We start from the raw sequence: 20,134 nt of genomic DNA, 5'->3' as shown, positions 1-20,134 counted from the left end.
GGTTATCCGACCTTCGGCCTCCCGAGCGCGCCATGGTTCAAAAACTTTGAGCGATCCATTAACGCAAATTATTTGCTTTTAGCGTGCGCCTGCCCTACATCGGACTAACGCAACGACTTAGCTTTAAGGAGCTTATATATGCCCGCGCCCGGCAAATCCATAGAGACGAAGTCAAACCCCATCCGTTTTCACGCGGTGACGCTTGCCACCTTCTTCGGCGCCTCGGCCGCGCCGACGCCGCTTTACCGGATTTATCAGGAAAACTTCGCCGTCTCTCCCGTGCTGATCACCGTCATCTTCGCGGTCTATGCCTTCGCGCTGCTGCTTGCCCTATTGATCGCCGGCTCGATCTCCGATCATCTCGGCCGCAAGCCGGTGATCTTTTCGGCGCTGGTGCTCGAGATCATCGCCATGGCGCTGTTTGCCGCCGCCAGCGGGCCGGCGTGGCTGATCGCGGCGCGGATCATGCAGGGGCTGGCGACCGGGATCGCCGGTGCTTCAATCGGCGCTGCGCTCGTCGATGTCGATAAGGCCAAAGGACAGCTGGTGAATTCGATCGCACCGCTATCCGGCATGGCGATCGGCGCTTTCGGAACCAGCACGCTGATCCAGTATGGGCCGTTTCCTCTGCATCTCGTCTACGCGATCCTGCTCGTCGCCTTCGTCATCCAGGCCGGTGCGATCTGGGCAACCGGCGAGACCGCATCCACCCGGCCGGGTGTCTGGGCTTCGCTGAAGCCGCGCGTCGCCATCCCGCCACAAGTGCGGCGGCCGCTGGCGCTGGTCACGCCGATCAACATCGCCAACTGGACGCTCGGCGGTTTCTATCTCTCGCTCGTGCCGTCGCTGGTCGTGAGCACCACAGGCAGCCACGCGCCGCTGACGGGCGGCTCGGTGGTAACGGCGCTGATGGTATCGGGGGCGGTCGCCGTCTATCTGAGGCGCGCCAGATCGGCCAACGGCAATCTCGCCTTCGGCACGATGGCGACCACGCTCGGCGTGCTGACTGTCGTGGCGGGCGTGCACCTTGCCAGCGTGCCGCTGCTGCTTCTCGGAACGTTGCTGACGGGCGTCGGCTTCGGCACGAATTTCCTGGGCGCGATGGGGACGATCATGCCGCTTGCCAAGCCGGACGAGCGCGCCGAACTGCTGTCGGCCTTCTACATCCAAAGCTACCTCGCCTTCAGCCTGCCGGCCATTCTCGCCGGTTTCCTGGCGAAATCGCTCGGCTACCAGCTGACGACGGATATCTACGCGACGGCGATCATCCTGGTCACCTGGATCGGCTTTCTCTGCCTGCGGGCGGATCGCGCCAAAGCGGAGCGGATCGCCGCCTGAACCCGAAAAGCGGGCAATAAAAAAGGCCGGGCGAACCCGGCCTTTCGTTCGTCCCGGCGAACCGGAGACGATGTATTCGAAAACTTAAGCAGCCTGCAGACGGTCTGCGGACATCTTGCCCGAACGCTTGTCGGCAACGAGCTCGTAAGACAGCTTCTGGCCGTCCTTGAGTTCGCGCATGCCGGCGCGCTCAACAGCAGAGATGTGAACGAAAACGTCGGCAGAACCGTCGTCCGGCTGAATGAAGCCGTAGCCCTTGGTTGCGTTGAACCACTTAACAGTACCTGTGCTCATGACGATATCCTTTTATAAATCGTACATAGATGGTGCACACCGAACAAAGCCAGCATGCGATGGAAACCGATTTTGGAGGAAGTTCGCGAGCAACAGCACGAGCGGCCGTAACAAAGTTCATCTAGCAAGATCGATGCGAGGCTTTTACGTGGTAATTGTGTCTCTGGCAAGGCAACTTTAGCGACCGAAGATGCCCCGACCGATGAATTCATCGATGAATTCTGGGGGCGACCGGGCGGGCTTAAAAGCCAGCCCGATCATGCGCATGGAAAGGCCGGTCAGGCCGCGGCCTTCGCGCCGGCGTAAGGGTCGAATCGGCCGTAAAAGGTCTCACCCTTGGCCGCCATATCCTTAAGCAGCGCGGTCGGGGCGAAGTGGGATCCGTAAGAGGCGGCTAACCTCTCGCAGAGCGCCACGAAATTCTTCGGCCCCATGCCGTCGATGTAGGAGAGCACGCCGCCGGTATAGGGCGCGAAGCCGAAGCCGAGGATGGAGCCGACATCGGCCTCGCGTGGATCGGTAACGATGCCTTCTTCGATCGTGCGCGCGGCCTCGAGCGCGATGGTGACGAGGAAGCGCTGTTTCATCACCTCGACATCGATCTCGTCGGCCTTCTTCTGCGGATAGAAGGTCTTCAACTCCGGCCACAGCGATTTCTTGGCGGGCTTGGCCGGATAGTCGTAGAAGCCCTTGCCGTTCTTGCGGCCACGGCGATCGAGTTCGTCGACCATCCTGTTGATCAGCGCCAGGTGCCTCGGATCGACGGCTGCTTCGCCGAGATCGGCAACGGTCGCCTTCAGGATCTTCTGGCTGAGATCGATGGCCACCTCGTCGTTGAGCGACAGCGGGCCGACAGGCATGCCGGCCATCTTGGCGGCGTTTTCGATCATCGCCGGCGGCACGCCTTCAATCAGCATGTCATAGGCTTCGTGGATGTAGCGGAAGACGCAGCGGTTGACGAAGAAGCCACGCGTATCGTTGACCACGATCGGCGTCTTCCTGATGGCGGCGACGTAATCGAGCGCGACGGCCAGCGCCTTGTCGCCTGTCTCCTTGCCGAGGATGACTTCTGTCAGCATCATCTTTTCGACCGGCGAGAAGAAGTGCACGCCGATGAAATCGACCGGCCGCTTCGAATTCTTCGCGAGGCCGGAGATCGGCAGGGTCGAGGTGTTGGAGGCGAAGATCGCGCCTTCGGGCAGCACGGCCTCGACAGCCTCGATCACGGCCTTCTTGACGTCGCGGTCCTCGAACACCGCCTCGATAACGAGATTGACGTCCGCGAGGTCGGCATAATCGGCAGACGGCGTGATGCGCGCGAGAAGTGCCGCGCCCTCATCCTGCGTCAGGCGGCCCTTACCGACCGAGTCCTTCACCAGGCCTTCGGAGACGGACTTGCCCTTGTTCGCCGCTTCCATGTCGCGGTCGATGAGGGTGACGGGAATGCCGGCGGCGGCGGTCACGTAGGCGATCGACGCCCCCATGAAACCGGCGCCGACGACACCCACCTTCTTCAGCTCCGTCTTTGCGATGCCGGCGGGGCGGCGGGCCCCTTTGCCGAGCTCCTGCATGGAGATGAAGAGGGAACGGATCATCGAGAATGCTTCGGTGGTCTGCAGCACTTCAGTGAAATAGCGCTGCTCGATCTTGAGCGCCGTATCGAAGGGCACCTGCAAGCCCTCGTAGACGGATTTCAGGATGGCGAGCGCGCCGGGATAGTTGCCCGCGGTTTCGCGGCGCAGGATCGCGGGTGCGGCCGGCCAGAGCTGGGCTGCCGCCGGGGTCCAGATGCCGCCGCCGGGGGCCTTGAAGCCCTTTTCGTCCCAGGGGGCGATCGGCTTCAGGCCGTCCTTGATCATCTGCTTGGCGGCGGGGATCAGCTGATCCGGCTCGACCACCTGATGGATCAGGTTCATCGCCTTGGCGCGCGAAGCCGTCAGCGACTGGCCCGTCGTCATCATCTGCAGAGCGGATTGTGCATCAGCAAGGCGCGCGACGCGCTGCGTGCCGCCGGCGCCCGGGAAGATGCCGACCTTGACCTCGGGAAGCGCGATCTTGACCGACTTGGCATTGGAGGCCACGCGGCCATGGCAGGCGAGCGACATCTCCAGCGCGCCACCCATGCAGGTGCCGTTGATGGCGGAGACCCAGGGCTTGCCTGACGTTTCCAGCTTGCGGAACAGGCCGGTCATGCGGCCGACGAGATCGAAGAGCTTTTGCGCGGCGGTCGATGGGTCCTTGACTTTCTCCTCGTTGTAGAAGGTGAACATCGCCTTGATCATCGATAGATCAGCACCGCCGGAGAAGCTCGACTTACCTGAGGTGATGACAACGCCCTTGACGGCGCTGTCTGCCACCGTCTGGTCGATGATCGCATTCAGTTCGTCCATCACCTCGGAGGTTAAGACGTTCATCGACTTGCCGGGCATGTCCCAGGTGACGAGGGCAATGCCATCGGCGTCGGTCTCGACGGTGAAATTGGTGTAGGTGGTCATGATGGGATTCCTCTTCCCTGAATTTCCCAAACGGTCAGATGGTGCTCAGCAACAGACAAAATCCCAGAACCACCACGACAAGGCAGATCAGAAGGGCGCGACCGGCCCCTTTCATCTGCTTGGCCTGCTCCTTCGTAATGACATAGGAGGCGTCCTTCGCCGCCTTTTCCATGTCCTTGTCGAGGTTTCGCAGCTCGAAGTGGCGTTTCGTCTCGTTCTGGCCCATCTGGATGGTTCTCGCTCGCAGATCCCGGTTAAACGCGTTCGATCACAGTCGCCGTGCCCATGCCGGCGCCGATGCAGAGTGTCACCAGCGCAGTGTTGAGATCGCGGCGTTCCAGCTCGTCCAGCACAGTGCCGAGGATCATCGCGCCGGTGGCGCCGAGCGGATGGCCCATGGCGATTGCGCCGCCGTTGACGTTGATCTTGTCGTGGCTGATGTCGAAGGCCTGCATGTAGCGCAGCACGACGGCGGCGAAGGCTTCGTTGAGTTCGAAGAGGTCGATATCGGCGAGCGTCATGCCGGTGCGCTTCAGCAGTTTCTCGGTGACGTCGACAGGGCCGGTCAGCATCAGCGCCGGGTCGGAGCCGATATTGGCGAAGGCCTTGATGCGGCCGCGCGGCTTCAGCCCCATGCTCTCGCCGCCCGCCTTGGAGCCGAGCAGCACGGCGGCGGCGCCATCGACGATGCCCGACGAGTTGCCGGCGTGGTGGACATAGTTGATCCGCTCGATCTCCGGATGTGCCTGGATGCCGACGGCCTCGAAGCCGCCCATCTCGCCGGGCATCTGGAAGGACGGGTTGAGCGAGGCCAGCGCCTGCATGTCGGTGCCGGGGCGCATGTGCTCGTCGCGGTCGAGTATCACGAGACCGTTCTGGTCCTTCACCGGGATGACGGAGTTCTTGAAGTAACCCTTCTCCCAGGAATTGGCGGCGCGCTTCTGGCTCTCGACGGCATAGGCGTCGACGTCGTCGCGGCTGAAGCCGTATTTGGTGGCGATCAGATCGGCCGAGACGCCCTGCGGCATGAAATAAGCAGGGAAGTTGACCGACGGGTCCATGAACCATGCGCCGCCCGACATGCCGAGACCAACGCGCGACATGCTCTCGACGCCGCCGGCAATCACGATGTCATCGGCGCCTTGCGCGATCTTGGCGGCGGCGAAATTGACGGCGTCGAGGCCGGACGCGCAGAAACGGGAGATCTGCATGCCCGGCGCCTTGATGGAATAGCCCGCCTCGAAGGCCGCGCCACGCGGGATGACGGCGCCGGCTTCCATGACGGGATCGACGCAGCCCATGATGATGTCATCGACCATCTCTGTGTTCAGCCCGTTGCGGTCGCGCAGCGCTTCCAGCGTTTTCGCCGCAAGGCGCACCGACGGCACCTCGTGCAGCGAGCCGTCCTTCTTGCCGCGGCCGCGCGGCGTGCGGACGTGATCGTAAATGAAAACTTCGGTCATCCTGTCTCGTCTCCCTGGCGGCTGTTGGCCGCAAACCTCAAAACGCCTCGGCGCTCAATGCCATCATCGTTTCCGCGCCGGTCTCGATGCGCGCCTTGCGCAGCGTCGTTTCCGGCATGATCCGCTCCATGAAGAAGCGGGCGGTGATCAGCTTGTTGCGCAGGAAAGCCTCGCGATCTGTCTCTCCCGCGGCCAGTCCGTCGTTTGCGGCCTTGGCCATCTTCGCCCACATATAGCCGAGAATGACGAGGCCGAAGAGATGCATGTAGTCGGTCGAGCCGGCGCCGGCATTGTCGGGCTTTGCCATCGCATGCTGCATGAACCACATGGTCGACGCCTGCACGTCGTTCAAGCCCTTCTTCAGGTTCTTGGTGAAGAAGGACATCTGCTCGTCGCTGCGGTTTTCCTCGCAGAAATCGCCGATCTCTTTGAACAGCGCCATCACCGCGCGGCCGCCATTCTGGCCGAGCTTGCGGCCGACGAGATCGAGCGCCTGGATGCCGTTGGCGCCTTCGTAGATCATGGCGATACGGGCATCGCGGACATACTGGCTCATGCCCTGCTCTTCGATATAGCCGTGACCGCCGAAGACCTGCTGAGCCATGACGGCGTGGTCGAAGCCCTTGTCAGTCATCACGCCCTTGAGGATCGGGGTGACGAGGCCGAGGATATCGTCGGCCGTCTGCCGTTCCTTCTCATCCGTCGCGCGGTGGGCGATGTCGGATTTCAGCGCGGTCCAGAGCAGGAAGGCGCGACCGGCTTCGTTGAACGAACGGATGGTCATCAGCGCGCGGCGAACGTCGGGGTGAACGATGATCGGATCGGCCTTTTTGTCCGGTGCCTTGGCGCCTGACAGCGCGCGGCCCTGGATGCGTTCGCGGGCATATTCGGCGGCGTTCTGATAGGCGATCTCGGCGATCGCCAGCCCCTGCAGGCCGACGCTGAGGCGCGCCTCGTTCATCATCACGAACATGGCAGCCAAGCCCTTGTTCTCGGCGCCGATCAGGAAGCCGGTCGCCTCGTCGTAGTTCATGACGCAGGTGGCGTTGCCGTGGATGCCCATCTTGTGCTCGAGCGCGCCGCAGGAAACGCCGTTGCGTTCTCCGGCCGCGCCATCGGCACCGACCATGAACTTCGGCACGATGAAGAGCGAGATGCCCTTGGTGCCCTCGGGCGCGCCCTCGATGCGGGCGAGAACGAGGTGGACGATGTTGCCTGACATGTCGTGTTCGCCGGCGGAAATGAAGATCTTCTGGCCGGAGAGCTTGTAGCTGCCATCGGCCTGCGGAACGGCCTTGGTGCGCAGCAGGCCGAGATCGGTGCCGCAATGCGGCTCGGTCAGGTTCATGGTGCCGGACCATTCGCCGGAGACCATCTTCGGCAGATAGGTCTTCTTCTGCTCGTCGGATCCGTGGACGATGATGGCGGCGATGGCGCCCTGGGTCAGGCCCGGATACATCATCAGCGACATGTTGGCGGCAGACGTGTATTCGCCGACAGCGGCGTGCAGCGTGTAGGGAAGCCCCTGGCCGCCGAACTCCTCCGGCACGGCAAGCCCCGTCCAACCGCCCTCGCAATAAGCGTCATAGGCCTGCTTGAAGCCCTTTGGCGTCGAAACCGAGCCGTCTTCCTTGCGCGTGCAGCCTTCCTGGTCGCCGGAATAGTTGAGCGGGAAAAGCACTTCCTCGGCCACCTTGGCGGATTCACCGAGGATCGCCTCGATCATATCAGGCGTGGCGTCGGCGAAGCCCGGCAGGTTGTTGTAGCGCTCCAGACCCAGCACATCGTTCAGCACGAAAAGCGTGTCGTTTACCGGGGCCTTGTAGACTGGCATCGTTCGAATTCCTCCAATTCGTCAGCCGGGCGGACCGGCCTGTGCAAGTGTCTTACAAAATATTGACGTTTGCGTAAACGTCAAATTTTATTGCATCGCAAATTTGTGAGCCGAAGGGGCGCCGCACGAGGTCTGTGCGCAACGGGAAAGGCTGCAGGAACACACTGTAAGGGTGCTATCTTTCGCACACAGCTGTGTGTACATGTCTAAAATCTGATCCAAACGGATGCCGTATGACCTCCACAGCCGCCTTCTTCCGCTCCAGCCTGATCATGCTTGCCGTGGGTGTCCTCATCCTGTTCGGCATCGTCGGCTCGTCGCTCTGGCTTGTCCAGGCGAACCGCGAATATTCCGACGAGACGGCATCGCTGCGCCGTGTGCGCAGCGCCATCGTCGGCGTGCTGACCACCGTACAGGATGCGGAGACAGGCCAGCGCGGCTATCTGCTGGCGAACGATGTTCTTTACCTCGCGCCCTATACATCCGCGCTGGAAAACCTGCCGAAGCGCCGACAAGTCCTGCTCGACAACGTCAAATCGCTGCCGAGCTATGCAATGCAGCTCGATGCGCTGAACGCCGCGATCGACGGAAAGATGAACGAACTCGCCAAGACGGTCGCGCTGACACGTGAGGGCAAGACGGCGGAAGCGGTGGCGATCGTTCGTGACGATGCCGGACTTGTCTACATGGACAAGATCCGCGCGATCATCGGCGACTTCCTCGACCAAACCGATAACCGCCTGCGGGTTCTGGTGGAAAAGCAGCTTTCTGCGGCCAGCACGTTGCAACTGGTAACGATCGGCGGCGCGCTGGCGATCCTCGTCGTGCTCGGCGGAGCCATCCTCATCATCGTGCAACACGTGCGCGACCTGTCGCTCGCCACCAAGGAGGTCGAGGTGCTCAATGTCGGGCTCGAGGCGCGCGTCAACGAGCGCACCGAAGACCTGATGCGCGCCAACCAGGAAATCCAGCGCTTCGCCTATATCGTGACTCACGATCTGAGGGCGCCGCTGGTCAACATCATGGGCTTTTTGAGCGAGCTCGATACGGCGATGAAGTCGGTCTCGACCTATGTGCTTGCCGACAACAAGACGCTGAGCGAGCAGGATATCCAGGATGCGCGGCTGGCGGTCGAGGAAGACCTGCCGGAAGCGCTGGGCTTCATCCGCTCGTCGACCCGCAAGATGGATGCGCTGATCAACGCGATCCTGAAGATCTCGCGCGACGGACGCCGAAAGCTGCAGCCCGAACGGATCGACCTGAAGGCGATGATCGACACCGTCGCCGCCAATGTTCACCACCAGTTGGTAGAAACGGGCGGGACGACGGAAACCCGCGTTCGCATCGGCGCCATCGTCAACGACCGCTTCTCGCTGGACCAGATCTTCGGCAACCTGTTCGACAATGCGGTGAAGTATCAAATGCCGGGACGGCCGCTTAAAATCGATGTCGACGCCTATCCCGATGGACCGGGGCGTGTCAGGATCGACGTGAAGGACAATGGTCGCGGCATCGCCAGCAACGATCTCGAACGGGTTTTCGAGCTGTTTCGCCGGGCCGGCGAGCAGGATCAGCGCGGCGAAGGTATCGGCCTTGCGCATGTGCGTTCGTTAATCCGAAATTTGGGCGGAGACATTACGGTCGCGTCCGAACTCGGAAAGGGCAGCACGTTCATTCTGACGCTGCCCGCGGACCTCACCAAAATCGTACGGAGTATGGAACTATGAAAGCGACCGGTCAGGAAGTCACGATCGTGATGATCGAGGATGACGAGGGGCACGCCCGTCTCATCGAAAAGAACGTGCGCCGCGCCGGCGTCAACAACGAGATCGTGCCGTTCACGCTCGGCAAGGGCGCGCTCGATTACATTCTCGGACCGGATCGCGACGGGTTGGTCAGCAAGGATCGCTATCTGCTGATCCTGCTCGATCTCAACCTGCCTGACATGTCCGGCCTCGACATTCTCGAGAAGATCAAGACCAACGAACACACGCGCCGCATGCCCGTCGTTGTCCTGACCACGACAGACGACGAGCGCGAGATTCAGAAGTGCTACGATCTCGGCGCCAACGTCTATATCACCAAGCCGGTGGACTATGACGGCTTCTCCACGGCGATCCGCAATCTCGGCCTGTTCTTCTCTGTCATCCAAGTCCCCTAACGAGTAGCCAAAATCTGTGCGCATCCTTTATGTCGATGATGATCCGGCCCTAGCCCGCCTCGCAACGCGGGTGCTTGCGCGCAGTGATTTCACGGTCGTCCATGCTCCGTCCATCGAGATCGGGCTTGAGCTTTTCGCAGCCGAGACTTTCGAGGCCGTCGTTCTCGACCATTATTTTGAGAACCAGACGGGCCTGAACTTTCTTGAGGCGATCGCCGAGATCGGCAAGCCGACGCCGGTGCTCTACGTCACCGGATCGAGCGACGCCGATGTCGCCATCCGGGCGCTCAAGGGCGGGGCTGCGGATTACGTCGTGAAGACGGCGACGGACGATTTCTTCCCGCTTCTGATCAGCGCGCTCAACCAGGCGATGGAAAACTCCAGGCTGCGCAGCGAGAAGGAAGAGGCCGACCGGCAGCTCGTCGTTGCCAAGGAACGGGCCGAACTGCTGCTGGCGGAGATGAACCACCGCATCGCCAACAGTCTGTCGCTGGTTTCCGCGATGATCCGCATGCAGATGCAAATCGCCGGCAGCGAAGAAACGAAGACAGCGCTCAACGAGACGCAGAACCGCATCACGGCGATCGCCGGCGTGCACCGCAGCCTCTACACCTCGGAGATCATCGGTGAGGTCGAGCTCGACGTCTATCTCGGACCGCTGCTCGCCGAACTGCACGGCAGCAGCACGATCGCCCGCGGCATCACGCTGAAATCGCAGCTGTGTCGGATTTCGACGACAGCCGACAAGGCGGTGGCGCTGGGCGTCATCCTGATCGAGCTGGTGACCAACGCCACGAAATACGCCTATACGGCCGGCACCGGCGAAGTGCGCGTCGTGCTTGAAGCCACCGACGATGGCTTCGCGGTGCTCTCGGTCGAGGACGACGGGATCGGCTATGACCGCACTGTCGGCCCGAAGGGAACCGGCCTGGGCACACGGCTGATCAACGCCATGGGCACGACGCTCGGCGCCGAGATAAGCTACGGACGCGACGGTAAGGCTGATGGCACCTATGTCGCCGTGCGCTGGCAGCAGTAAGACATTCCACTCTTGAAACAGCCTGCGGCCGGCCGTCTATGAGACGCGCCGCAGGTATCGTTTGCTTCCTGCAGAAGACGCGCTAAACTTCGTTGGCTAACCGACGAAAAAGCTTAGGAGGAGCGATTTCATGAGACGGATGTGGCCCGAAGAGTTCAACTTCGTTCTGGACAACGCAGAAGAAGTAACACTCGATCTTCCCGCGATAGAACATGAGGACGGCTCGCGCAGCGAGGCAATCAGCCGGCAGGCGTTGAAAGTCCGCATTCCGATGGAGGATTACGAGCGCATCTGGCCGCTGGCGGAAGCGCGCTACCGGCTCGACGGCCGAAACCTCGGCAAGGCGGTGACGCTGATCACCACCAATCCGCATTATCACGCCTGGCACCCCGCTGATGGCGGCTCGGTCGACAACGTCACCGAGGGCGGACGCCACTTCACCACCAAATATGTCGTCGTGCACTTCCTGCTCGACGATGTCAGGGAAACGGCGGCGGCCTGAGCCGCCACCCTTTCCCACTCGCGGCGATCAGGCCGCGTCCAGCGCCTGGGTCAGATCGGCAATGAGATCCTCTGGATGCTCGATGCCGATCGACAGGCGTATGGTGGAATCCAGAACGCCGATCCTTTGACGCACATCGGCCGGAACGCCGGAGTGCGTCATCGTCGCCGGATGGCTGGCGAGCGATTCGGTACCGCCCAGGCTGACGGCGAGCTTGAAGATCTGCAGCGCGTTTAGGAACTTGAACGAGGCCGGCTGACCGCCTTCGATATCGAAGGAGAAGGTCGATCCGGCTCCGGTGCATTGCGCCGCGAAGGTGCGGCCGAGCGGCGATGACGGCTCGTGATATGGGAGATAGTGGATCTTCTTCACCTTCGGATGCGCGCGCAGGAAATCGGCCACCGCGAGTGCGTTGTTGTTGGCGCGCTCCATGCGGATCTGCAGCGTTTCCAGCGAGCGGCCGAGCATCCAGCAGGAGTGCGGATCGAGCTGTGTGCCGATCGCGCCTCTCAGCGCCTTGACCTGCTTCATCACGGCCTTGCTGCCGAGTGCGGCGCCGGCGATCAGATCGGAGTGCCCGCCGACATATTTGGTCAGCGAATAGAGCGAGATATCGGCGCCGTGCTCGATCGGGCGCTGGAAGACGGGACCGAGCAGCGTGTTGTCGCAGGCGACGATCGGCGTGTGGCCCTGCTTCCTACCGATCTCATCGGCAATCCGGCGCATCATCGCGACATCGACAAGGCTGTTGGTCGGGTTCGCCGGCGTTTCCACGAGGATCATCGACACACGGCCCTTGGCCATCGCCTGTTCGGCTGCGGCGCGCACCGAGTTCTCGTCGACACCATCTGCGAAACCGACGGCCGCGACGCCGAGATTGAGGAAGGTCCTGGCGAGCAGGGTTTCGGTCCCGCCATAGAGCGGCTGCGAGTGCAGCACCGCATCACCCGGACGCACGAAGGCGAGCAGCGTCGTGGCGATGGCCGACATGCCCGACGAGAACAGCGCGCAGCTTTCCGTGCGCTCGTAGACGGCGAGGCGATCCTCGACGATCTCGCTGTTCGGATGATTGAAGCGAGAATAGACGAGGCCGGCGCCCTGCCCCGCCGGCGGCTCGCGGCGGCCGGAGACATAATCGAAGAAATCGCGGCCATCCTCGGCGGACTTGAACACGAAAGTCGAGGTCAGGAACACCGGCGGCTTGACCGCGCCCTCCGACAGTTCGGGATCGTAGCCATAGTTCAGCATCTGCGTTTCGGGATGCAGGGCGTGATTGCCGATATGGGTCTTGGAGGGATGCGGCGCGGTCATGGTCGTCTCCTGCTTCAAAGATGGATTGATGACGGCAAATTATATCGAAATGCGCTTGATGTTATTGCTATTTGGAGCGCGGCTGCGATGTTGGAAGCAACATCATGCGAGAGCGGAGAAGATTTCGTGCAGAAAGTTGCGGATGAGATGGACCGGCGGATCTTGAAGGAACTGGCCGGCGACGCGCGGCTTGCCAATAACGAACTCGCCGAGCGTGTGGGCCTCTCCGCTTCCGCCTGCCTACGTCGCCTGAGGCGGCTGGAGGAGGCCGAGATTATCCAGGGATACACCGCGCTGATCGATCCCGCCGTCAACGGCTGGACAATGACGGCGCTCGCCTCGATCCGCCTCAGCCGCCAGCATGAGGACGAGATCCAGATGTTCGAGAATGCCGTACGCGAGTGGGACGAGGTGCTGGAATGTCATCTCGTCACCGGATCGCGCGATTACGTGCTGAAGGTGATGAGCTCCGGGCTCGACGATTACGAGCGCTTCATCAAGGAGAAGATCGCGCGGCTGAAATGCGTCGACACGATCGAGACGAGCTTCGTGAATGAACACAATCAAGGCGCGCCGGATCTGACGTTTCGCGTCCTCCTGCCCTTCGGCGGGCGCCTTGCATTAACGGCGGTATCCACTTGCACCCGCTTGTACATTAGAAGGCCGATTTCGGCACGAAATCCGCCTCGGCAGCCACAAAAGTTAAAAAATCGCCACACCGGTTAACGGGTTGTTTACCACGTTCCGTGAAAGGTGACGTTTGAGCATTGGTGTCCTGCATTCCTTCTTTCAAGTCTCGCGTTTTATGGGATGCGCGCCACACGTACAGCTTGAGGAAAGCCTATTTAATTATCCTCTCATGGACGATGCTCTCTGATCCGCATTCGTTGCGGCTCTGACGGAAAAGCCAATGATCGGCCCTGACGAGGGTGCGAACAGATAAGCGAGCAAGAAGATGAACGGATCGCGATCACATTCTCCCCGGCCTTCCGACAGGGCGTCGCTTGACGCGCTGAACCGCACGATCGAGGGATTGGAAGCACGGATCGAAGGCCTGATCGGCAGCGGAGTGCGCGAGCAGCGCAATCGCCAGCCGGCGCCCGAACGCGAACCCGCCCCCGCCACTTACACGCCGCGCGCGCCCTACGCCGCCGCCGAGCCGCGTCCTGATCCGCTCGCCGAGATCCGCCAGCGCCAGCGCATGCTCGACGCCAGCCGCGAGCGCGCCGCCCGCGAGACCACCCCTTACGCACCCCGCGAGCAGGCGACGGCCTATGCGGCCCAGCCGGCTCCCGCACATACGCCGGCGCCGCAGCCGCGCGCGGCCGTTCAGCAGCCACAGGCTCCCGTCGCCAATCCGCGTGGTGCCGAAGACACGATGACGGAAATCGCCCAGGCGCTCGTCAGCCTGCGCCAGGATCTGAAGCGCGACATCTCGGAGGGCGTGGCCCGCGAAATGGACGCGCTGCGCGGCGAACTGCGCGAGATCAAGGCGACGGCCGCCGATCGTCCCTTCGCCGAAGACATTCATGCCGACATGAGCCGGCTTGCCGACAGCATCAACCATCTGGCCGCGCGCTCCGAAACGTCCGAGGCCCATGGCCTGCGCGGCGAATTCGAAGACCTTCGCTCGCTGATGGACGGGCTGGCGCGCGAGGATTCGCTGCGCCACATGGACCAGCGCTGGGACGGCTTCGAAAACCAGCTGCATGCGCTCGACACATCGGGCCTGCAGGAAGAGTTGGTGGCGCTTGCCTACCGCCTCGACGACATCAAGCGCCATATCGGCGGCATGGGCGAAAGCCCGGCCGTCAAGGCACTCGAAGACAAGCTCATCTCCATCGCAACGGCGATGGAGCAGTTCGGCAGCATGATCCAGCCGCATGACCGGGCGATGTCGGAGCAGTTCGCGTCGATGGACAGCCGTCTCGATGAGATCAGCCGCGCGATCGCCGCGACCGGCCGCGCCGCTACGTCTGGCGATCCGGCTGCCATGCACCGCCTCGAGGGACGCTTGAGCGGCCTTGCCGACCAGATCGAGCTGATGGGCCAGAGCGTTGCAAGCCGCGCCAACCCTGCCGATGGTCTTGCCGAACGGCTCGAAGCCCTGACGGCCCGCGTCGAGGAAGTCGCCAATGCCGAGGCCACGTCGCGCCTCGACGAGCGGCTCGAACATCTGGCCTTGCTGCTCGAAAAGAGCCAGCGGGCCGCACCGCAGCCGGAGCTGACCGGCGCGCTCGCCGATATCTCGCGCAAGATCGACGCGCTTGAGAACGGCGCCGTCAATGACGCGCTGGCGCAGCGCCTCGACTATCTGGCCCGCCGCATCGACGAGATGGAATTCCAGCCGCAGCAGGCAATCCAGACCCCTGTCGACGACGCAGCCTTCCTGCGCATCGAGGACCGGCTGAGCGATATCGCAGCCCGTCTCGACGAGAGCTCGGCGGCACCCGCGACCGACGCCAACGCGCTGCGCAATCTGGAAGACCAGATCGCCAATCTTTCCGCGCTGATGAGCGAGCCGCGCCCGAGCACCGAGATCGCCATCGATTTCGACCGCCGCATGGGCGCGATCGAAGATTACATGGCGACCAGCGACGAATATATCGTCGAAGCCGCCCGCCAGGCCGCAGAGGCGGTCGTCGAGGCCTATTCGCGCAACGGCGCCCTGCAGGGCGGTGGTGCGGGCGTCGACATGTCGGCGCTCAATGCATTGGCCGCCGACCTCCGCCATCTCGAGGATCTGAGCCGCAGCGGCGAGGAGCGCACGCACAAGACCTTCCAGGCGCTGCACGAGACGCTGGTGCACATCGCCGACCGGCTCGACGACATGGAAAGCCGCACGGCCCGTCCGCCGGCACGGATGCCGGCCGCCGACGTCGATTTCAACGTCGACCCTTACGCGATGGCTGATGCCGGCGCCGAGGAAGCCGAGAAGCCCGCCGTGTTCGGCACGCGCGTACCGGAAGCCGTGCGCAAGGCCGAGCCCGCGCCTGAGCCGGCCGCACCGGCGATCGCCGCATCCGAGACCAGCGCCATTGCCATCGAGGCCGCCAGCAAGCCTGCCGCGGCCGCCGCAAAGGGAAGCCTGCTCGTCAGCCTCGGCAAGCGCCTGCTGCCGTCGAAGAAGGCCAAGACCGGCGAACGCGCCGTCATCGACCCGTCGCCCTCGATCGATCCTGTCGACGTCATGCCGCCGGAAGCCGCCAACGAGCCGCTGGAGCCGGGCTCCGGTGCGCCTGACGTCAAGAAAATCCTGGAGCGCGTGCGCGCCAGCCAGAATGCGGCCCGCACCAATCCGAAGCCGGCAAGCGATACGGATCGCGCCGACTATATCGCAGCTGCCCGCCGTGCGGCGCAGGCCGCAGCGCTTGAAGTCGATCCCAGCGGCAAGGCCGGGTCGGTAAAGGGCGAGAAGAAGGCGAAGATCAAGGACCCGGCCAAGGAAACAGGCAAGGGCAGCGCGTTTTCACGCTTCCGCCGTCCGATCCTGCTTGCCGTCGGCGCCGTGCTTCTGGCGATCATGGCCTTCCCGCTGGCCCGCACGCTGACCTCGGGCGCGCCCGCGCCGACCGCCGAAGTGGCCACGATCACCGACGGACAGAACGCAACGCTGCCCGCAGACAGCGAAACTGCGCCCGAAACGTCCGCACCCGTAGCCGCGGCGCCTGAGGCACCCGCTGTCTCGACGCCGGCACCGCCCGTGACGGCCAATGTCGCGCCTGCGCCAACCGAGCCGGCAGCCCCTGAGCGGCTGACCGAAGCCGCACCGCTTGGCGGCAATGGCGCGCTTGCACCTTCGGGCGCACCGCAGGATACGTCCGCCTTCACCGCCAACAATGCGGCTCCGGCGGCAACCGAAACCGCACCGGCCACAGCGGCACCTGAGATCGCCGTCCCCGACACGATCCAGCCGAAGTCGCTTGCGGATGCCGCGAAATCAGGCGATGCGCTGGCGCTGTTTGAAATCGGCGCGCGCTACAGCGATGGCCGCGCCGGCGTGACCGCGGATCCGAACCAGGCGCTCAACTGGTACCAGATGGCGGCCGACAAGGGCTTTGCGCCGGCGCAGTACCGCCTCGGCAGCATGTATGAGAAGGGCACCGGCGTTGCCCGCGACGCCAACAAGGCCAAGCAGTTCTACGAACAGGCCGCCAACCAGGGCAACGCGAACGCGATGCACAATCTCGCCGTGCTCTACGCCTCCGGCGCGCTGGGACAACAGGATTACTCGGCAGCGGCCAACTGGTTCACCAAGGCCGCAAACCTCGGCATCACCGATAGCCAGTTCAACTTGGCGATCCTGTGCGCCCGTGGAAACGGCGTGCCGCAGGATCTGACGGAATCCTACAAGTGGTTCGCGATCGCGGCCAAGGGCGGCGACAAGGACGCTTCGCAGAAGCGTGACGAAGTCGCCAATGCCATGAAGCCGGATCAGCTGGAGAAGGCCCGCGCCAAGGCGGATCTCTGGAAGGCCGAGCCGCTCGACAACAAGTCGAACGGTATCGAGGTTCCGGATGAATGGGCCGGCACCGCCACCAAAACTTCGAGCGTCGACATGAAGCGGGCGATCCGCAACATTCAGGCGATCCTGAACAATAACGGCTTCGATGCCGGCCAGCCGGATGGCGAACTGGGCACCAAGACGGTTGCCGCGATCAAGAGCTTCCAGAAGTCGATCGGCCAGGAGCCGAGCGGCAAGATCAACGACGCGACCGTCAAGGCGCTGCTGGAACGCAACAAGGCGCCATCGACCAAGGCCTGATCAAGCAATGGCTCAAACAAAAATCCCCGCAAACCGGTGTTTGCGGGGATTTTTTGTTTAAGCGGTGCTTGCCAGCGCCCTTCCCCGAAGCGTGCTCAGTCCGGCATGATCAGCGAGCGGTGGGCGGCAACGCCGGCCATGACGCCCGCAGCCGACGCCATGGTCGCGTTGGCCATCGCGACGGCGGCATCGCCGGCCGCGTAGACGCCCTTGACCGTGGTCTGCTGAAAATTGTCGACGCGGATGAAGCGGCCGGTGGGGCCGGTCTCCAGCACGCAGCCGAGCTGTTCGGCAAGCGGGCTCGTCAGATGCGTCTTCGGCGCGACGAACAGGCCGCCGAGCGGCAGGATGCGGCCATCCTCGAGACGAACAGCTTCCAGGTCTGTCGCCTCTCCCAGCAATTCGACGACAGGGCTGCGAACAATCACGACGCCGCGTGCATCGAGCAGGGCCGCCTGCTCGGGATCGGGCTCCCATTGGCCTTGGGTGAAATAGGTGGTCGGTCCCCAATCCGGGATCATCTGCGCCTGATGCACCGACATCGGATTTCCCGCGAGCACGCCGAGCGGCCGGTCGGCGACTTCATAACCGTGGCAATAGGGGCAATGGATCACCGTCTTGCCCCAGCGCTGTTGCAGCCCCTCGATGTCAGGCAGCTCGTCGCGGACACCGGTGGCAAGCACGATGCGGGCGGCGCGCTGCGTGGTGCCATCGGCGAGCGTGAGGGCGAAGAGCTCCCCGTCCCTGCCGATCTCGGTTGCTTCGCCCTGCAGCTGCGTCACCGTCTTGTAGAGGCCGAGCTGACGGGATGCCTCGGCGATGATTGCCGCCGGCGCCTTGCCGTCCTGACCGAGGAAGCCGTGAGAGGCTTCCGCGAAACGGTTGCGCGGCTTGCGCCCATCGACAACCAAGACCTTTCGGCGCGCGCGGGCAAGCTGCATGGCAGCGGACTGGCCGGCGAAGCTGCCGCCGACAATGATCACATCGTAGGTCATGACGTTCTCCTATCTCTCGCATCTTCATATGTTACATGAAAGCGTACCGTCAAGACACGTAACCTAACTTGTTACAGATGGGCTCTGGCGCTAGATTGATCGCAACAGGAGTAAGCGAATGAGACGCGACAGCCGCCTTTCGCGCATGCTGCACGTGCTGATCCACATGGACCGGCACTACAAGCGCGCGACATCGGAAACGATATCGAAAATGCTCGGCACCAATGCCGTCGTCGTCAGGCGCACCATGGCGGGCCTGCGCGACTTTGGCTATGTCCGCTCCGAACAAGGGCATGGCGGTGGTTGGGAATTGGCGCGCGGGCTCGACCAGATCACGCTCCTCGACATCTACGAGGCGATCGGCAAGCCGCCGCTATTCGCGATCGGCCCTTCGGTCGATCAGCCGGAATGTCTGGTGGAACAGGCCGTCGATGCAAAGCTCGGCGATGCGCTGAAGGAGGCCGAAGCGCTTCTCCTCGAACGCTTCCGCACGGTCACCATCGCCGACATCGCGGCCGATTTCGACCGGCGCATGCCTGAAGGGCGATGCAACATCCACGGCGACATTCACGCGGAACAATCGGCATCCAGTTGAATTTACGTGAAAGGCGCGGATCTTTTGCCGAAGCTGGCCGACAGCACTTGATCCGTTGCCGACCGATCATTTAAGCCTTGGCTACGCCGGGGAGGCGTTCGCGCAGGGATTGTCGCATCATGGAAATATTCACATCCGCCGGCTTGCTGGCGCTTCTGCAGGTCATCATCATCGATCTGGTTCTGGCCGGCGACAATGCCGTCGTCATCGGTCTGGCGGCTGCCGGCCTTGCCCCCGATCAGCGCAAGAAGGCCATTCTGGTCGGCATTCTGGCCGCCACCGTGCTGCGCATCGCGCTTGCCAGCGTCACCGTGCAATTGCTCGAGATTATCGGCCTGCTGCTGGCGGGTGGTATCCTGCTGCTCTGGGTCTGCTGGAAGATGTGGCGGGAAATCCGCGCCAATAATGCCCAGGCCGGCGAAGGCGAGCATGCCGAAGGCTCACAAGTTCCTCGCAAGACCTTCTTCCAGGCAGCGACGCAGATCGTCATCGCAGACGTGTCGATGTCGCTCGACAACGTGCTTGCCGTGGCGGGTGCGGCCCGCGAGCATCCGACCGTGCTTGTCATCGGCCTGATTCTCTCGATCGCGATGATGGGTATCGCCGCCAACTTCATCGCGCGCCTGCTCAACCGCTATCACTGGATCGCCTATATCGGCCTGGCGATCATCGTCTATGTCGCCCTGCACATGATCTATCGCGGCGGCCTGGAAGTCTGGCCGCATGTCGCGGCCGCAACTGCCGGCTGACCTCGAACGGACGGCCCCGTCAGGGGCCGTTGACCAGCTTCAGGATGAGCGCCTGCACATTGCCGCCGTCGCTCATCTCCACCCGGTCGAAATCGCGCCCGCGCTGTCGTTGCCTGCCGGATATCTCGCCGAGCCTTTCGGTGAGATTGGTGCGGATCTTGCGGCAATCGGGATCATCCGGCGCGGAAAAACCGAGGCTCAGCGTCTCGATTTCATGCACCATGTCGATGATGGTATCGCCATGCACCCGCTCATGCTTGCGGATTTCGTCGATGAAGCTGTTCCAGCTGGCTTGCACCGATGGCGAGAGCTTGGCGGACGGTTTGGGCAGCGTGTAGATGATCGTCAGCTTCGGCCTGGCGACCGTCAGCTCGCAGGCATTATCCGGCTGCCGTTCGTATTTGCGCGTCCCTGCGCGAGCGCCGCGACCGGCATCGACGCGATCAGCGCACCCAGCGTCAACATTCGAAAGGCTGATCCCACATCGTTCCCCGTGCTTTGTTCCGCGCGGCCAATCTAGGCCCTACACTCATAAACGGGGTTCACACGCGGGCATGGCTTTGATTCAATGAGGCTTTGATTTGGAGGCCTCA

15 protein-coding genes and 2 pseudogenes are annotated in these 20,134 nt (G+C 62.9%); 9 read left to right on the top strand and 8 right to left on the bottom strand.

Annotated elements, in window-relative coordinates; all coding sequences use genetic code 11:
* The first annotated feature begins 138 nt into the window (after window positions 1–138).
* On the top strand, window positions 139–1,338 hold the full coding sequence (locus ACCD05_RS29470; RefSeq protein ID WP_413397071.1) for an MFS transporter: 1,200 nt from the start codon (window positions 139–141) through the stop codon (window positions 1,336–1,338).
* Between the two features lie 84 nt (window positions 1,339–1,422).
* On the opposite strand, the gene ACCD05_RS29465 is transcribed toward ACCD05_RS29470, so the two are convergent.
* The 5 genes from ACCD05_RS29465 to ACCD05_RS29445 form a co-directional block, all read right to left on the bottom strand.
* Window positions 1,423–1,632, bottom strand: a complete 210-nt coding sequence (locus tag ACCD05_RS29465) for a cold-shock protein (protein ID WP_018898356.1) — start codon at window positions 1,630–1,632, stop codon at window positions 1,423–1,425.
* Window positions 1,633–1,910: 278 nt separating this feature from the next.
* The gene (locus tag ACCD05_RS29460; RefSeq protein WP_413397069.1) at window positions 1,911–4,127 is read right to left on the bottom strand and encodes an FAD-dependent oxidoreductase; all 2,217 of its coding nucleotides are present in this window, start codon (window positions 4,125–4,127) and stop codon (window positions 1,911–1,913) included.
* A 34-nt stretch (window positions 4,128–4,161) separates the two neighbouring features.
* Window positions 4,162–4,353 carry a hypothetical protein gene (locus ACCD05_RS29455; protein ID WP_047507282.1) on the bottom strand — a complete coding sequence of 64 codons (192 nt, stop codon included), beginning with the start codon at window positions 4,351–4,353 and terminating at the stop codon, window positions 4,162–4,164.
* A gap of 28 nt (window positions 4,354–4,381) precedes the next feature.
* Complete coding sequence (locus tag ACCD05_RS29450) at window positions 4,382–5,590, bottom strand: acetyl-CoA C-acetyltransferase (protein WP_413397067.1); 1,209 nt, start codon at window positions 5,588–5,590, stop codon at window positions 4,382–4,384.
* A gap of 37 nt (window positions 5,591–5,627) precedes the next feature.
* On the bottom strand, window positions 5,628–7,424 hold the full coding sequence (locus ACCD05_RS29445) for an acyl-CoA dehydrogenase C-terminal domain-containing protein (RefSeq protein WP_413397065.1): 1,797 nt from the start codon (window positions 7,422–7,424) through the stop codon (window positions 5,628–5,630).
* A gap of 233 nt (window positions 7,425–7,657) precedes the next feature.
* Here ACCD05_RS29445 and ACCD05_RS29440 point away from each other — a divergent pair, with 233 nt between their 5' ends.
* The 4 genes from ACCD05_RS29440 (at window position 7,658) to ACCD05_RS29425 (ending at window position 11,126) form a co-directional block, all read left to right on the top strand.
* On the top strand, window positions 7,658–9,151 hold the full coding sequence (locus tag ACCD05_RS29440) for a sensor histidine kinase (protein ID WP_413397063.1): 1,494 nt from the start codon (window positions 7,658–7,660) through the stop codon (window positions 9,149–9,151).
* Window positions 9,148–9,585, top strand: coding sequence for a response regulator (locus ACCD05_RS29435; RefSeq protein WP_047507275.1), 438 nt, complete (start codon window positions 9,148–9,150; stop codon window positions 9,583–9,585). Before ACCD05_RS29440 ends, ACCD05_RS29435 begins: the two co-directional genes overlap by 4 nt.
* Window positions 9,586–9,601: 16 nt before the next feature.
* Window positions 9,602–10,624, top strand: coding sequence for a sensor histidine kinase (locus ACCD05_RS29430; RefSeq protein WP_047507273.1), 1,023 nt, complete (start codon window positions 9,602–9,604; stop codon window positions 10,622–10,624).
* A 130-nt stretch (window positions 10,625–10,754) separates the two neighbouring features.
* Window positions 10,755–11,126, top strand: a complete 372-nt coding sequence (locus ACCD05_RS29425) for a hypothetical protein (RefSeq protein ID WP_081619891.1) — start codon at window positions 10,755–10,757, stop codon at window positions 11,124–11,126.
* 27 nt (window positions 11,127–11,153) lie between these two features.
* On the opposite strand, the gene ACCD05_RS29420 is transcribed toward ACCD05_RS29425, so the two are convergent.
* Window positions 11,154–12,437 carry a cystathionine gamma-synthase family protein gene (locus ACCD05_RS29420; protein WP_413397060.1) on the bottom strand — a complete coding sequence of 428 codons (1,284 nt, stop codon included), beginning with the start codon at window positions 12,435–12,437 and terminating at the stop codon, window positions 11,154–11,156.
* 87 nt (window positions 12,438–12,524) lie between these two features.
* On the opposite strand from ACCD05_RS29420, the pseudogene ACCD05_RS29415 reads away from it, so the two are divergent.
* Window positions 12,525–13,020 (top strand): annotated as a pseudogene (locus tag ACCD05_RS29415) (Lrp/AsnC family transcriptional regulator).
* A gap of 372 nt (window positions 13,021–13,392) precedes the next feature.
* Window positions 13,393–17,202, top strand: coding sequence for a peptidoglycan-binding protein (locus ACCD05_RS29410; protein ID WP_413397058.1), 3,810 nt, complete (start codon window positions 13,393–13,395; stop codon window positions 17,200–17,202).
* A gap of 95 nt (window positions 17,203–17,297) precedes the next feature.
* On the opposite strand, the gene ACCD05_RS29405 is transcribed toward ACCD05_RS29410, so the two are convergent.
* Window positions 17,298–18,197 carry an NAD(P)/FAD-dependent oxidoreductase gene (locus ACCD05_RS29405; protein WP_413397056.1) on the bottom strand — a complete coding sequence of 300 codons (900 nt, stop codon included), beginning with the start codon at window positions 18,195–18,197 and terminating at the stop codon, window positions 17,298–17,300.
* A gap of 118 nt (window positions 18,198–18,315) precedes the next feature.
* Between ACCD05_RS29405 and ACCD05_RS29400 the strand changes: the two genes are divergently transcribed.
* Both ACCD05_RS29400 and ACCD05_RS29395 read left to right on the top strand, forming a co-directional pair.
* Window positions 18,316–18,792 (top strand): RrF2 family transcriptional regulator, encoded by a 477-nt coding sequence (locus ACCD05_RS29400; RefSeq protein ID WP_111561663.1) that lies wholly within the window; start codon window positions 18,316–18,318, stop codon window positions 18,790–18,792.
* 119 nt (window positions 18,793–18,911) lie between these two features.
* Window positions 18,912–19,541 (top strand): TerC family protein, encoded by a 630-nt coding sequence (locus ACCD05_RS29395; protein WP_111561662.1) that lies wholly within the window; start codon window positions 18,912–18,914, stop codon window positions 19,539–19,541.
* Window positions 19,542–19,560: 19 nt separating this feature from the next.
* On the opposite strand, the pseudogene ACCD05_RS29390 reads toward ACCD05_RS29395, so the two are convergent.
* A pseudogene (locus ACCD05_RS29390) lies at window positions 19,561–19,950 on the bottom strand (DUF922 domain-containing protein); the annotation flags it as partial.
* Window positions 19,951–20,134 lie beyond the last annotated feature (184 nt).

The organism is Rhizobium sp. Rhizsp42 (assembly GCF_047304155.1).
Classification (GTDB): domain Bacteria; phylum Pseudomonadota; class Alphaproteobacteria; order Rhizobiales; family Rhizobiaceae; genus Rhizobium.
The sequence above is the reverse complement of the archived record's forward strand: the minus strand, read 5'-3'. Positions and strand labels throughout refer to the sequence as shown.

What these genes read in the sequence shown, in the direction of transcription:
- ACCD05_RS29425 (WP_081619891.1), top strand. Translation starts at nt 10,755, where the DNA reads ATGAGACGGATGTGGCCCGAAGAGTTCAACTTCGTTCTGGACAACGCA.
- ACCD05_RS29460 (WP_413397069.1), bottom strand. Translation starts at nt 4,127, where the DNA reads ATGACCACCTACACCAATTTCACCGTCGAGACCGACGCCGATGGCATT.
- ACCD05_RS29405 (WP_413397056.1), bottom strand. Translation starts at nt 18,197, where the DNA reads ATGACCTACGATGTGATCATTGTCGGCGGCAGCTTCGCCGGCCAGTCC.
- ACCD05_RS29440 (WP_413397063.1), top strand. Translation starts at nt 7,658, where the DNA reads ATGACCTCCACAGCCGCCTTCTTCCGCTCCAGCCTGATCATGCTTGCC.
- ACCD05_RS29435 (WP_047507275.1), top strand. Translation starts at nt 9,148, where the DNA reads ATGAAAGCGACCGGTCAGGAAGTCACGATCGTGATGATCGAGGATGAC.
- ACCD05_RS29470 (WP_413397071.1), top strand. Translation starts at nt 139, where the DNA reads ATGCCCGCGCCCGGCAAATCCATAGAGACGAAGTCAAACCCCATCCGT.
- ACCD05_RS29450 (WP_413397067.1), bottom strand. Translation starts at nt 5,590, where the DNA reads ATGACCGAAGTTTTCATTTACGATCACGTCCGCACGCCGCGCGGCCGC.
- ACCD05_RS29465 (WP_018898356.1), bottom strand. Translation starts at nt 1,632, where the DNA reads ATGAGCACAGGTACTGTTAAGTGGTTCAACGCAACCAAGGGCTACGGC.
- ACCD05_RS29455 (WP_047507282.1), bottom strand. Translation starts at nt 4,353, where the DNA reads ATGGGCCAGAACGAGACGAAACGCCACTTCGAGCTGCGAAACCTCGAC.
- ACCD05_RS29410 (WP_413397058.1), top strand. Translation starts at nt 13,393, where the DNA reads ATGAACGGATCGCGATCACATTCTCCCCGGCCTTCCGACAGGGCGTCG.
- ACCD05_RS29420 (WP_413397060.1), bottom strand. Translation starts at nt 12,437, where the DNA reads ATGACCGCGCCGCATCCCTCCAAGACCCATATCGGCAATCACGCCCTG.
- ACCD05_RS29395 (WP_111561662.1), top strand. Translation starts at nt 18,912, where the DNA reads ATGGAAATATTCACATCCGCCGGCTTGCTGGCGCTTCTGCAGGTCATC.
- ACCD05_RS29445 (WP_413397065.1), bottom strand. Translation starts at nt 7,424, where the DNA reads ATGCCAGTCTACAAGGCCCCGGTAAACGACACGCTTTTCGTGCTGAAC.
- ACCD05_RS29400 (WP_111561663.1), top strand. Translation starts at nt 18,316, where the DNA reads ATGAGACGCGACAGCCGCCTTTCGCGCATGCTGCACGTGCTGATCCAC.